The 13,935-nt window shown below is 74.3% G+C and carries 9 protein-coding genes; 2 read left to right on the top strand and 7 right to left on the bottom strand.

The features are described from left to right. Positions 1-112: 112 nt before the first annotated feature. Both AC0B61_RS18180 and mca read left to right on the top strand, forming a co-directional pair. Positions 113-1,558, top strand: coding sequence for an MDR family MFS transporter (locus AC0B61_RS18180; RefSeq protein WP_471741677.1), 1,446 nt, complete (start codon positions 113-115; stop codon positions 1,556-1,558). A 160-nt stretch (positions 1,559-1,718) separates the two neighbouring features. Further along, a complete protein-coding gene (mca, locus tag AC0B61_RS18175; protein ID WP_471741756.1) occupies positions 1,719-2,603 on the top strand; it encodes a mycothiol conjugate amidase Mca in 885 nt (294 codons plus the stop codon). Between the two features lie 188 nt (positions 2,604-2,791). On the opposite strand, the gene AC0B61_RS18170 is transcribed toward mca, so the two are convergent. From AC0B61_RS18170 to AC0B61_RS18140, 7 genes are all read right to left on the bottom strand, one after another. Further along, a complete protein-coding gene (locus AC0B61_RS18170) occupies positions 2,792-3,790 on the bottom strand; it encodes a YdcF family protein (RefSeq protein ID WP_471741676.1) in 999 nt (332 codons plus the stop codon). Positions 3,791-3,865: 75 nt separating this feature from the next. Further along, a complete protein-coding gene (gene pip, locus AC0B61_RS18165; protein ID WP_471741675.1) occupies positions 3,866-4,819 on the bottom strand; it encodes a prolyl aminopeptidase in 954 nt (317 codons plus the stop codon). Positions 4,820-4,900: 81 nt separating this feature from the next. Continuing rightward, complete coding sequence (locus AC0B61_RS18160) at positions 4,901-5,764, bottom strand: lysophospholipid acyltransferase family protein (protein WP_471741674.1); 864 nt, start codon at positions 5,762-5,764, stop codon at positions 4,901-4,903. Beyond that, positions 5,761-6,645, bottom strand: coding sequence for a GNAT family N-acetyltransferase (locus tag AC0B61_RS18155; protein ID WP_471741673.1), 885 nt, complete (start codon positions 6,643-6,645; stop codon positions 5,761-5,763). The genes AC0B61_RS18160 and AC0B61_RS18155 overlap by 4 nt, the downstream gene beginning before the upstream one ends. A gap of 294 nt (positions 6,646-6,939) precedes the next feature. After that, entirely contained in the window at positions 6,940-8,319 is a 1,380-nt protein-coding gene (locus tag AC0B61_RS18150; protein WP_471741755.1) for a serine hydrolase domain-containing protein, read from the bottom strand. A 154-nt stretch (positions 8,320-8,473) separates the two neighbouring features. Beyond that, the gene (locus AC0B61_RS18145) at positions 8,474-9,850 is read right to left on the bottom strand and encodes a M1 family metallopeptidase (RefSeq protein WP_471741754.1); all 1,377 of its coding nucleotides are present in this window, start codon (positions 9,848-9,850) and stop codon (positions 8,474-8,476) included. Beyond that, on the bottom strand, positions 9,847-13,761 hold the full coding sequence (locus AC0B61_RS18140) for a Pls/PosA family non-ribosomal peptide synthetase (protein WP_471741672.1): 3,915 nt from the start codon (positions 13,759-13,761) through the stop codon (positions 9,847-9,849). Before AC0B61_RS18140 ends, AC0B61_RS18145 begins: the two co-directional genes overlap by 4 nt. Positions 13,762-13,935 lie beyond the last annotated feature (174 nt).

The following is a 13,935-nucleotide window of genomic DNA, read 5'->3' as shown; positions in this document are numbered from 1 at the left end:
ATTAGGCTTGACCTAATCAGTGGGTCGGCCCTAAGTTCATCTCGGGTGGTCGGAACGGCCGCCGGAGGAGCCGCTGGACGGGCGACTCCAGGCACGTCTCAGGGGAGGGCGCATGACCGCATCGGTCACCGCGAAGGGTCGGCGAGGGGTGGATCGGGCGGGAGCGCCGGAGCCGATTCCGCAGGGTCTGTGGAAGATGGCCGGGGTGCTCGCGCTCGGCCCGGTGCTCGCGCTGCTGGACACCACGATCGTCAACGTCGGGATCGACTCCGTCGGCCGCGACCTGCACAGCTCGATCGCGGCCGTGCAGTGGGTGGCCACGGGGTACTTGCTGGCGATCTCGCTGACCATGCCGCTCTCGGGCTGGGCCGCCGGCCGCTTCGGGGCGCGGCGGGCGTGGCTCGCCTCGGTCGTCCTGTTCGTACTCGGATCGGCGCTGTGCGGCCTGGCGTGGTCGACGGGCAGTCTGATCGCCTTCCGGGTGCTGCAGGGGATCGGCGGGGGCATGATTCAGCCGCTCGGCCAAGCGATCATCGTACAGGCGGCCGGGCCGTCCCGGGTCGGGCGGGTGATGGGCACCCTCATGCTCCCCATCAGCCTGGCCCCCGTGCTCGGGCCGATCCTCGGCGGACTGGTGCTGGAGCACCTCGACTGGCGCTGGATGTTCCTGTTGAACGTGCCGGTCGGGCTGTTCACCCTGCTGCTGGCCAGCCGCTGGCTGCCGGTGGAGGAGGCGTCAGGAGCGCCGAGGCCCCGTCTGGACGTGACCGGCCTGGTCCTGCTGTCACCCGGCCTGACCGGACTGGTCTACGGGCTCTCGACGATCGGTGACGGCGGACCGGCCGGCTGGGCCGTCCTCGTGGCCGGCTCGGTGCTGGTGGCGGTCTACGGCGGGTACGCGCTGCGGGTGGGGCGCGCCGGCGTCCGTACGCCGCTGATAGACCTGCGGCTGTTCGCCCGGCGCGGCTTCACCGTGGCGACCACGAACAGCTTCCTGCAGGGCGCCGCGCTCTACAGCTCGATGTTCCTGGTGCCGCTGTACTACCAGCAGGTGAAGCACGCCAGCGCGGTGGAGGCCGGCCTGCTCCTCGCGCCGCAGGCCCTCGGCACGGCGGTCACCGCGATGCTGGCCGCCCGAATAACCGACCGCATCGCGCCGCGTCCGCTGATCCTGATCGGCATCGCCTGCTCGCTGGTCGGCACGCTCGCGTTCACCCGGCTCGGCACGGGCTCCGACCCGGCCGACTGGCTGATCGCAAGCTCGCTGGCGCTGCGCGGCGCCGGCATGGGGATCATCGCGATCCCCGGCCTGGCGGCGGTGTACGGGAGCGTCGAGAAGGCCCAGGTGCCGGCGGCGGCCGGCGCGGTCAACGTGCTGAACCGGGTCGGCGGGGCGATTGGTACGGCGGTGCTGACGCTGGCCCTCCAGCAGGCGCAGCACGGTCACACGGACCGGCCCGGTGCGGCCTTCGGGGAGACCTTCTGGTGGGTGCTGGCCCTGTCAGCCCTCGCGATCGGGCCCGCCCTGCTCTACCCGAAGACCCGTCCGAGCGCCTGACAAGGCCGCCTTCGTGCCGTGTCGCCCGCTCGCTACGCTCCCTGCCGTTCCCTCACATTCCTTGCGGCCCATCACGGAGGTACCCATGTTCACCAAGCACCCAGGCTCTGCCGAGCACGTCACCGGTGCCGCCCCCGCGCACTCCGGCGGCCTTCGCCTGCTGACCGTGCACGCGCACCCCGACGACGAGTCCAGCAAGGGTGCGGCCACCCTCGCCCGGTACGCGGCCGAGGGCGTGGAGGTCCTGGTCGCCACCTGTACCGGCGGCGAGCGCGGCTCGGTGCTCAATCCGGCGATGGACCGCCCGGAGGTCCGGGCCGACATCGCCCGGATCCGGCGCGAGGAGATGGCGGCCGCGCGCGGGATCCTCGGGGTGGACCAGCGGTTCCTCGGCTTCGTCGACTCGGGGATGCCGGGCCCGGACGAGCCGCTGCCCGAGGGCTGCTTCGCCGCCCGGCCGGTCGAGGTCGCGGCGGCGCCGCTGGTCGCACTGATCCGGGAGTTCCGCCCGCAGGTGGTGATCACCTATGACGAAACCGGCGGCTACCCGCACCCGGACCATGTGATGACCCACCAGGTCACCGTGGCGGCCTTCGAGGCCGGCGCCGATCCGGACCGCTACCCCGAGGCGGGCGAGCCCTGGCAGCCGTCCAAGCTCTACTACCACCTGGCGCTCTCCCGGGCCTGGTTCCAGACGCTGCACGACGCCATGACGGAGCGCGGTGTCCCGTCGGCCATGGGCGAGTTGCTCGCCGACTGGCCGGACACCCCGCCCGCCCTGGCCACCACCACCCGGATCGCGTGCGCCGAGCAGTTCGCCGTGCGGGACGCGGCGATGCTGGCGCACGCCACCCAGGTCCAGCCGGGTGCCGCGTTCATGGCCCACCCGCGGGACATCGAACGCGAAGTCTGGCCGACCGAGGACTACCACCTGGCCCGGAGCCTGGTACCGGCGGTCGGTGGCGCGGTCGGTGGCGCGTTCGGCGCCGGCGCCGTCGAGAACGACCTGTTCGCGGGGATCAGGCCGGGGGAGGGGGTGGGGTGAGCCGCGCGGGTGCCGCTGCCTCACCGCCGGTACGACCCACGGTGAAGGACGATGGCGACCGCTGAGGCCCGGGTGCTCGGCTCGGAGATCGGCAAACTCTACGCGCACGCCACCACCACCTGCGCGATCCTGGCACCCCGCCCGGCAGCTTGACGGCGGGCCACGGACGGACACGGTGGAGGAACGACTCAAAGCGCCGCGAGTACACCGCAGATGGCGAGCAGGCCACAGATCCCGAAGTTGACGACCTTGTGCGACAGGAACACCGCCGCGAACTCCCGGATGGTCGCGCTCGGCAGGTAGTACCGGGCGGTCGGCGAGCCGAGGACGTGCCCGTTGACGCCGGTCTTGCGGGCGAGGAGCGCCGCCCGGAAGGCGTGGAAGTTGTTGGTGACCACGACGCAGCGGTAGCCGGGTTCGGCCCGGTCCATGATGGCCTTGCTGAAGAGCAGGTTCTCCTCGGTGGTGCGCGAGCGGTCCTCCCGCTCGATGTGCTCGGCGGGGAAGCCGCGTTCGATCAGGTAGTCGGCCATCGCGTGGGACTCGGGCAGCTTCTCGTCCGGGCCCTGGCCGCCCGAGGTGATCAGCACCGGCGGGTTGCCGCGCGCGACCTGCTTCTCGTACGCCTCGCGCGCCCGGTCGAGTCGGCTGGCCAGCAGCGGCGGGACGCGGTCGCCGCCGATCAGTCCGGAGCCGAGCACGACCACGAAGTGCACGTTCCGGCGCGGTCGGTGGCGGCTGTACAGGAAGGCGTAGCCGACGAAGCAGACGAACAGGAAGGAGACGTACAGGACCACCAGGACGGCGGTGCCCGCCAGGATGGCCAGCGATCGGGAATCGGTGACGATGGCGGCGCCCAGGAGTGCGATGACGGCGATGATGCCGAGTCCGGCGAGCAGTGACAGCAGGTTGGCCGGCCGCCTGCCTTCCTTCCGGATCATGGTCACGCCGTTGGAGAGCAGGAACCAGACCAGGGCGACCGTGCCGACGGCCGGCAGCAGGATGATGACCGCCGCCACGACCTCCATCACCAGGGTCGGCGCCTTGCGGAGTTCGGCGAGCAGAGCGATGGAGAGGAGTGAGACGGCGATGCCGAGGAGGACGGCGTTGCTGAACTGGCGACGGTCGCGCAGTACCCCGATTCCGAAGAGCAGGAAGAACAGCGCGGCTGGGGCATAGACGATCATGCGCCGTATCGTAGGGGTTCACCGTGACGGGCCACTTGGGCGGACGGCCCGGCGCCCCACGGGAGACGGGGGCGCTCAGGCGAACCGTTCGATCGCGGCCAGGACGGCCTCGGTCATGCGCGGGCTCCCGGTGTGACCGGCCTCGTCGATGACTGTCAGCCGGGCCTCCGGCCAGGCCTTGGCCAGCTTCCAGGGGATGCCGAGCGGCGCTCCGAGATCCAGTCGGCCGTGGATCAGCTCGCCCGGGATCCCGGCCAGCCGTCCGGCGTCGCGCAGCAGTTGGCCGTCGGTGAGGAAGGCCTGGTGCGAGAAGTAGTGCGCGGTGATCCGGGTGAAGGCCATCAGGGCGTCGGACGGGCGGTCGGTGTAGGCGTTCGGTTTGCCCAGGGCCTCGTGGGCGATGACCGCGTCCTCCCAGGTGGCCCAGGCGTGGGCGGCGGCCTGACGGACCGCCTCGTCAGGGCTGTTGAGCAGTCGGCTGTAGGCGGCGAGGAGGTCGCCGTCCCGGTCGGCGGCCGGCAGGAAGTCCCGGAACTCCTCCCACGGCCCGGGGATCAGGCGGCCGACGCCCCGGTAGAGCCAGTCGAGTTCGTCGGAGTCGGTCGTGGTGACGCCGCAGATCACGATCCCGGAGACCCGCTCCGGGTGGGCCTGGGCGTACGCGAGGATCAGCGTGGAACCCCACGAGCCGCCGTACAGCAGCCACTTGTCGATGCCGAGGTGTTCACGCAGCCGTTCCATGTCGGCGACCAGGTGCGCGGTGGTGTTGTGCTCCAGCCCGGTCGACGGGTCGGCGGCGTGCGGCAGGCTTCGGCCGCAGCCGCGCTGGTCGAACTGGACGACGTGGTAGCGCTCCGGGTCGAAGTACCGCCGAGCGCCGGGGTTGTGGCCGGAGCCGGGCCCGCCGTGCACCACCGCGGCCTGGGTGCCCGCCGGGTTGCCGGAGGCGTTCCAGTGCATCCGCTGCCCGTCGCCGACGTCCAACAGGCCTTGTGCGTACGGTTCGTAGAGAGGGTAGGTGGCGGGCATCGGTGACTCCTCCGTGGTCGTACGGACGGGGATGCCCGGTGAGCCTACCTTCTGGTGAGCGGCCGGTGCGGTGGCGGCCCGTCAGTGGAACCCCTCGACCGCGGCCTGCGCGGAGCGGGCCAACTCGCGCCGGGCGCCGGCCCGGGTGGGCTGCGGTCCGGGCGGCGGGATCGGCGGCAGGAAGGTCACGTCGGCGACCAGCCCGCGCGCCGCGACGACCCGGGCGAGCGAGGTGAGCAGTCCGTCGTCCCCGATGAAGGCGGGTACGCTGGTCGGCCGCCCGTCCGCCAGCCGGTAGCGGATCGTCACCGGCTGGACGAAGGCGCCCGCCTCCACCGCGGCCTGGAACAGCGCGGGCCGGAACCGGCCGCTCTCCCGCCCGCACCAGGTCGAACCCTCCGGGAAGACGATCACCGGGTGCCCGGTGCGCAGTTCCTCGGCCACCGCCGCGACGGTGGCCGGCAGCGTCCGCAGCCGGTCGCGGTCCAGGAAGACGGTGCCGCACCAGGCGACCAGCCGTCCGAGCACCGGCCACTGCCGGACCTCGGCCTTGGCCAGCGACCGGCCCGGCCGGCCGGCCGCCAGCAGCGGGATGTCCAGCCAGGACACGTGGTTGGCCACCACGAGCACCCCACCCGCGCCCGGGCCGCCGCCGAGGCCGCCGCCGGGCCCGGCGCCCGGGCCGCCGCCGGGACCGGCGAGGTGGACGGTCACGCCGAGGGCACGCAGGACGACGCGTGCCCAGAGCCGGATCAGCCCGTCCCGGACGCCGTACGGGAGCACCCGGAACGGCACGCCGAGCACGACGCCGAGCACGACGCCGGCCACGACGGCCGCCAGACAGGCCGTCAGTCGCAGCACCCGCCGGGGTCGGGAGACCTCGGGCACCGGGTCGGCCAGGCAGGTCTCGGGCCGGCAGGTCGCCGTCGGCAGCCAGACGCTCATGAGGCGGTGCCCAGGCCCGGCAGCCCGGAGAGGAAGTGCCGCAGGTAGCGCGGGTCGGTGCGTTCCAGGGACAGCAGCACGTACAGGTCGGCGCAGTCGAAGTCCGGGTCGTACGCGGGTTCGCCGCAGACCCAGGCGCCGAGCCGCAGGTAGCCGCGGAGCAGGGCCGGCAGCGCGCCCCGCTCGGCGCGCGGCACGCCGGTGGCGTCCCAGCGGCGGTGCGGGGTGGCCCGGTACTCGGCGGGAGCCAGGTGCCTGGCGCTGACGGTGTCCCAGACCCGGGCGGCGGTGGCGCCGCCGTCCGCCAGGCCGATCGAGCAGCAGCCGCCGACCCAGGTGTTGCCGGTGTCGGCCAGGTAGCGGGCGATGCCGCCCCACATCAGGGTGATGACGGCGCCGTTGCCCCGGTGGTCCGGGCGGATGCAGGAGCGGCCGAGCTCGACCAGGCCGGGACGGACCGGTGCCAGGGCGGAGAGGTCGAACTCGCCCTCGGAGTACAGCCGTCCGGCCCGCCGGGCGGCCTCGGGGCGCAGCAGCCGGTAGGTGCCGACGACGGCGCCGTGCTCGCTCTCGCGGACCAGGAGGTGGTCGCAGAACTCGTCGAAGGGGTCGACGTCCAGGCCCTCGACCGGGCTGTGCAGCACGGCGCCGAGCTCGGCGCCGAACACCTGGTGGCGCAGCTGCTGGGCGGCCCGCACGTCGTCCTCGTCGCGGGCGAGGGCGACGGTGTACGAGGCCGGGGTCGGGGTCGGGGTGGGAGCCGAAGCCGAACCCGAAGCCGCAGTCGGGGTCGCGCCCGGCCGCGGACGGGGAGCGGGCACCGCCGGGGTGCCGTGGGCGGGGGTGACTGCGGACGGAGCGTACGTGGGGACGGTGGTCATGGCGGACCCTCCAGGGCAGCACGATCGGCGGTGCCGTGGTTCGCCAGGGCACCGTCCCGGTCCGCAGGTGGTCGGGCATGGACGCGAACCGGTCTCGGTATGTCTCTCCGAGCCGGTTGGCATCCACGTTGCGGCGCGGGGGAGCGCAGATGTGCACCTGTTGAATGGGACCACCCGTGGCCTGTCGGTCATCTCCCGGGCACCGGGCGCTCGTTCGCAGGGGGTGGACAACGGGGGCGTGCGGCTGCATCGCACGCCCCCGCGGTGGCGGTCACCCCCGCCGGGTCGCCCGGCTCACACGGCCCGCCAGCCCGCCGGGTCGACGCCTCCCGGGACGGCCGCGGCCGGGCCGTACGGCTCACGGGTGTAGACGAAGGAGCCGACGTCGAGGTGGCTGACCGTGCCGTCGGCACGGCGGACCACCCGCAGGGTCTCGCCCTCGTAGTAGTTGTCCAGGCCGGTCCAGGTGCTGTCCGCCTCGGGGCGGAAGCGCGAGCCGCGGCCCTCGCCGGCGAGCGGGGCGAGTTCCAGGACACGGCCGGCCCGCAAACGGAGCGCGTTCGGCGCGGCGCCCCAGTACCAGGGCCCGGTGAGCTCCAACAGGTCCTCGTCCACCTCGGCCAGCGGGCGCCAGGGCTCGGGCAGCCGGGGCTCGTGCTCGGCCGTGAGCGTGATCAACTCGGCTGCCAGTTGCGGCGTGGCGGCGCCGCTGGTGGCGTTGGCGAGGGCGTACGCGGCCAGGCCGTCGGCCTCGCTGACCCACAGTCCCGCCGTGAAGCCCGGCATCGAGCCGGTGTGCCCGTACAGCAGCCGGCCCTCGTGGCGGCGCAGTTGCAGGCCGAGGCCGTACGCGGAGGTCCATCCGGCGTCGTTCGGGGCGGTGGCGGGGCGGCGCATCTCGGCGAGGGTGGCGGCGGACAGCACCTTGTCGTCCCCGGCGGCGAGGAAGGCCGCCCAGCGGGCCAGGTCGGCGCCGGCGGACCAGAGCTGGCCGGCCGGGCCCATCAGCCCGGTGTCGGTGAGCGGTTCGGGCTGCATGACGTCGGCCCAGGGATGGACGGCGAAGCCCCTGGCGTGCGGATGTTGGGGCAGCAGCGTGGTGCGGTCCATGCCGAGCGGCGCCAGCACCTCACGGCGCAGCACTTCGCCCCAGGGCTCGCCGCGCAGCTCCTCCACCAGGGCGCCGAGCATCGCGTAGCCGGGGTTGGAGTAGTGGTGGAGCCGCCCGGCCGGGTGCTTGAGCGGGCGCTCGGCCTCCAGGAGGTCGTCGAGGCCGGGCCGGAGCGAGCCCTCGGTCCGCTCCCACCACGGGCCGGGGGTCTCGGCGGCGAGGCCGGAGGTGTGTGAGAGCAGTTGGGCGATCGTCGCGTCGTCGGCCGGGGTGCCGGGCAGGTGGCGGGAGAGCGGGTCGGCGAGGTCGAGCAGGCCCTCGTCGCGCAGCCGCAGCACCAGTACGGCGACGAAGGTCTTGGTGAGCGAGCCGATCCGGTACTGGACGTCCGGGGCCGGCGCGTGCCCGTCGATCATGCTGCGGGCGCCGCTCCACACCGGCCGGCCGCCGCGCACCACGCCGGCGATCAGCGAAGGCGTGCGCCCTTCGGACTGCGCGACAGCGAGCCGGTGCAGGAGCGCGCGGCGGGTGGCGGGGAGCAGCTCGTCGGGCAGGTCGGTCATGTGGTCTTCGAAACTCATCGGCATGGGGACGGACAGTAGTCGAGCCCGGCGTCGGGTCAGCCCGAATTACCGCCCGCCTGCCACGACGACGAGAACGACGACGAGAACGACGAGGACGAGGACGAGGATGAGAACAGCGCGCCCTGACGGGTGTTCAGCCCGGCAGCGGCGGGAGCTGCGGCCGCTCCAGCCAGGCCTCGAACAGCGGGCCGAGCGGGGTGGTGGTGTACCGGGAGGCGTGCGCCCGCAGGTCGGCGGTGTCGACCACGCCGTACCGGTTGACGCTCGTCCAGTCCCGCAGCATCGCGAAGAACGCGTCGTCGCCGAGCGCCCGCCGCAGGGCGTGCACGACGAGCCCGCCGCGCTGGTACAGCCGGTCGTCGAACATCAGCTTCCGGCCCGGATCGCCGAGGTTCAGGTCCTGCGGCAGCCCCGCCAGCAGGCGGTGCGCGGCGGCGGCGTGGGTGGCCGCGGCGGGGCCGCCGGCGTGCTCGGACCACAGCCACTCCGCGTACTTGGCGAAGCCCTCGTTGAGCCAGATGTGCTGCCAGTTCGCGATCGTGACGCTGTTGCCGAACCACTGGTGGGCCAGCTCGTGGGCGATCAGCCGTTCGCGCTCCCAGCCGCCGCCGAGGTGGTTGGTGCCGAAGGTGGCGATGCCCTGGGCCTCCACCGGGACGTCCAGTTCCTCGTCCGCGACGACCACCGCGTACTCGCCGAACGGGTACGGCCCGAAGACCTCGCCGAAGTAGGCCGCCATCTCCGGCTGCCGGGCGAAGTCCCGGGCGAAGGCGGTGGCCAGCGGCTCCGGCACGTACCCGGTCTGGGGCACGGCCGGGCGCGCGGCCAGCGGCACCGGCCGGTAGTGCCCGATCGACACCGTCACCAGGTACGTCGGGGTCGGCGCGCTCTGCTCGTACACCCAGGTGGTGCTGGACGCCCGGGTGGTGCGGGTCAGCAGTCGGCCGCTCGCCACCACGGTGAACGGGGACGGCGTGGTGATCGCCAGCTGGTAGGTCGCCTTGTCGGCGGGCCGGTCGTTGCACGGGAACCAGGACGGCGCGCCGACCGGTTGACTGGCCACCAGCGCGCCCTCGGTGAGCTCCTCCCAGCCCAGGCCGCCCCACGGGCTGCGTACCGGGCGCGGGTTGCCGGTGTAGTGCACCTCGACGGTGAACGCCGCGCCCGCCGCGAGTGCCTTCGCCGGGCGGACACGGAGCTTGCCGGCGCGGTGGGTGTAGCGGGCGGCCCGGCCGTCGACCAGGACCCGTCCGATCCGGAACTCGGCCAGGTCGAGCGCGAACTCCGCCAGTGCCGCGTCCGCGACCGCGCTCAGCCGGGCGGACCCGGCCAGCCGGTTGGGCCCGGGCCGGTAGTCCAGCGTCAGCTCGTAGCGGTGCACCCGGTAGCGGTGGTCGCCGCTGTTCGGGAAGTACGGGTCCGGGGCGCCGGCGACCGCCGGGGCGTGCTTGGGCTTCACGGGGGCGTGCGCTTCCTGCGGGCCGGGACGACTGCTCGTCGGGGTGGTCATGACGTGGTCTGCCACGCCTCGATCGGGTTGCCCAGCCACCGCGTGTCGGCGGGGACGGACTCCGCGCGCATCACCAGCGAGGCCGGGCCCAGGGTGCTGCGCGCGCCCACCGTGCTGCCGGGCAGCACGATGCCGCCCGGGCCCAGGGTGGCGCCCTCGCGGAGGACCACAGTATCCATCCGCATGATCCGGTCGTGGAAGAGGTGCGTCTGCACCACGCAGCCCCGGTTGATGGTGACCCCGTCGCCGAGGGTGACCAGGTCCGCCTCCGGAAGCCAGTAGCTCTCGCACCAGACCCCGTGCCCGACGTCGGCGCCGAGCGCCCGCAGCCACAGGTTCAGCACCGGGGTGCCCGGCACCGCACCCACCAGCCACGGCACCGCCAGCATCTCCACGAAGGTGTCCGCCAGCTCGTTGCGCCACACGAAGCCGCTCCACAGCGGGTGCTCGACCGCCCGGAACCGTCCGACCAGGAGCCACTTCGCCGCGATCGCGACCACACACGCCACCGTGCCGGACGCCAGCAGCACCAAGCCCGACAGCAGCGCGGCGGCCGCCGGGGAGCCGGCGGCCAACCAGGACATCGCCGCCGCCGTCAGCAGGCCCAGTGCCCCCGAGGCCAGCACCGGCACCACCCGGCCCAGTTCGACCAGTCCGCGCGCCCACAACAGCCGGGCCGGCGGATCGTACGTCAGGCTCCGGTCGCCGCGGTCCGCCGAGCGCGGCAGCCGCACCGGCGGCATGCCCAGATACGAGCTGCCCTTCTTCGCCTTCGCGGGCGCCGCCGACAGCACGCCCACCAGGCCGCGCTTGGGCACCGACCGGCCCGGGGCGGTCATCCCCGAATTGCCGAGGAACGCCCGCTCGCCGACCTTCGCCTCGCCGAGCCGCAGCCAGCCGCCGCCCAACTCGTACGGCGCCATCAGGGTGTCGTCGGCCAGGAACGCGTGGTCCCCGACCGTGGTCAGGCTCGGCAGCGCCAACACCGTCGACACCTCGGCGCCCCGGCCGACCCGCATCCCCAGCGCCCGCAGCCACAGCGGCGTGACCAGCCCGGAGTAGAGCGGGAACAGCACCTCCCGGGCCCGGTCCATCAGCTGGGTGACCGTCCACGCCTGCCAGCCGACCCGGCCGTGCAGCGGGTGCACCCCGGGTTCCAGGCCGATGCTCAGCAGCCGCACCAGCGCCAGCAGTTGCGCCGCGTACACCGTGCCGAACACCACCGTCGCGGGCAGCAGGCCCAGCAGGGCGCCGCCGAGCGCCGGGCCGAGCGCGCCGCCCTGGTGGACGAAGCGGGAGAGCACGGCGAGGGCGGCGAGGGCGGGCAGCGCCGGGAGCAGCCCGAGCACGCCGCCGCTGGCGCCGTACAGCGCCGCCCAGCGGGCCCGGCGCGGCGGGCGATCCTTGGGCCAGACACGCTCGGTGCGGCCCAACTTGACGGCGGGCGCACCGCCCCAGCGCTGGCCGGTCGGGACCTGGCCGGTGACGCTGGAACCGGCCACCACCTGGGCGCGCTTGCCGACCCGGGCGCCGGGCAGCAGCGTTGAGCGGGTGCCGACCACCGCGCCGGAGCCGACCTTGACCTGGCCGATCAGCAGCCGGTCGCCGTCCAGCCAGTAGCCGCACAGGTCCACCTCGGCCTCGACCGCGCAGCCGCGGCCCAGCTTCAGCATCCCGGTGACCGGCGGGAGCGAGTGCAGGTCCACGTCGGGCGCGATCCTGGCGCCCAGCGCGCGGGCGTAGCGCACCAGCCAGGCGCCGGACAGCGAGGCCGCGCCGCTGATCTCGGCGAGCCGCTCGGCGGTCCACAGCCGCAGGTGGACGGCGCCGCCACGCGGATAGCTGCCGGGGCGCAGGCCGCGCAGCAGCAGCCGGGCGCCGCCGGCCGAGACCGCCAGCCGGCCCGCCGGGGTGTACAGCGCGAGCACGCCCGTGCCGACCCACCACCAGGAGGCGGTGGGCGCCCACGGGTAGTCGCCGAGGTGCGTGAGCAGGTTGCCGGCGGCCAGCAGGGCGACCGTCCAGCGCAGCCCGACCACGGTGAACAGCGGGATCAGCAGGAGCAGTTGCAGCAGCTTGGCGCTGGTCGGCACCAGGGCGACGGTCCGCGCCTCGGAGCGGTCGGCGGCGCCGCGCTCCAGGTGTCGGGCGAGCTTTCGCAGCGTCGGGTGCTGGTAGACGTCCAGCACGGCGGCGCTCGGGTAGCGGGTGCGCAGCAGCGTCGTCAGCCGGGCGGCGGCCAGGCTGCCGCCGCCGATCGCGAAGAAGTCGTCCCGCGGGCCGCTCACCTTGATGCCGAGGATCTCCGCCCACTGCTCGGCCAGCCACGCCTCGGTGCCGTACAACTGCTCGCTCGGGCCCGCGGCCTCCAGGTCGGGCAGCGGCCAGGGCAGGGCGGTGCGGTCGACCTTGCCGGACGTCCGGGTGGGCAGGGTCTCGACGGACGCCAGCAGCGGGACCAGGGCGGCGGGCAGCTCGGTGCGCAGCCGCTCGACGGCCCGCTCGCGGTCGAAGCCCTCCTGGACCACCAGGTACCCGACCAGCAGCTGGTTGCCGCCGCGGGCGGTGCGGACGGCGGCGGCCGCGCCCGACACGCCGGGCAGGGCCTGCAGCGCCGCGTCGACCTCGCCGAGCTCGATCCGGCGGCCGCCCAGCTTGATCTGCTCGTCGGTGCGGCCGAGGAACAGCAGGCCGGCCGGGTCGGCCTGGACCAGGTCGCCGCTGCGGTAGGCGCGCTCCCAGCCCAGCGAAGGCAGCGGCGCGTACTTCTCCGCGTCCTTCACCGGGTCGAGGTAGCGGGCCAGGCCGACCCCGCCGATCACCAGCTGGCCCGTGCCGCCGGCAGCGACCGGCTCACCGGCCTCGTCCACCACGGCGAGGTCCCAACCGTCCAGCGGCAGGCCGATCCGCACCGGGCCCCCGCCCGTGAGCAGCGCGGCGCAGGCGACCACGGTGGCCTCTGTCGGGCCGTAGGTGTTCCACACCTCCCGGCCCTCGGTGACCAGCCGCTGCACCAGCTCGGGCGGGCAGGCCTCGCCACCGAAGATCAGCAGCCGCACCTCGTTGAGCGCCTCGGCCGGCCACAGCGCGGCCAGGGTCGGCACCGTGGAGACCACGGTGATCTCCTGCTCGGCCAGCCAGGGGCCGAGGTCGGCGCCGCTGCGGACCTGGGAACGGGGCACCGGCACCAGGCAGGCGCCGTGCCGCCAGGCCAGCCACATCTCCTCGCAGGAGGCGTCGAACGCCACCGACAGGCCGGCCATCACCCGGTCCCCGGGGCCGATCGGCTCCTCCCGCAGGAACAGCGCGGACGCGGCGTCCACGAAGGCGGCGGCGCTGCGGTGGGTGACGGCGACGCCCTTGGGCCTGCCGGTGGATCCGGAGGTGAAGATGATCCAGGCGTCGTCGGCGGGGGTGGGGCGGTGGTCGGCGGCGGGCGTCCGCTCGGTCGTGGCGGTGCGGGCGGGCCCGGTCGTGGTGGTGATGGCGCGCTCGGCGCCGAGTACGGCGGCGACCCCCGCCTCGCCGAAGACCAGCTCGACGCGCTCGTCCGGGTCCTCCGCGTCCACCGGGACGTAGGCGGCCCCGGCGGCGAGCACGGCCAGGATCGAGACGTACAGGTCGTTGGTGCCCGAGGGCACGCGCACGCCCACCCGGTCGCCCGGCCCGATGCCGTCGGCGGCCAGTCGGCGGCGCAGCTGCTCGACGTCGGCGGCCAGCGCGCGGTAGCTGAGCACGGTGTGTCCGTCGTCCAGGGCAGGCTCGTCGGGGTGGGCGCGCACGGTGGCGTCCATCAGGTCGACCAGGGTGCGCGGCGCGGCGGCCGGACGGCCCGGGAAGAGGGCGCGCGGCGGCGTGGCGTCCTGGCCCGGCTGGACCGGCTCGTTCGGCTGGCTCGGTTCAGCTGTCATGGCAGCGCCTGCGCTCCTCGTCCTCGCCCCGTCCCGTTCGATGCCCGGCCCGTGGGGGCGGTGGGACCACTCGCCGGATCCGGGTGACCCCACTCCGGGGCCGGAGCGGACAACCTGACCGATGGTAGCCCCGGCCTCCGGACGGTGCGCGAGGCGAATTCCGATCCAACTTGG

This window comes from Kitasatospora sp. NPDC023385, assembly GCF_055664045.1.
Note: the sequence above shows the minus strand (reverse complement) of the source record. Positions and strands in the feature narration are given on the sequence as shown.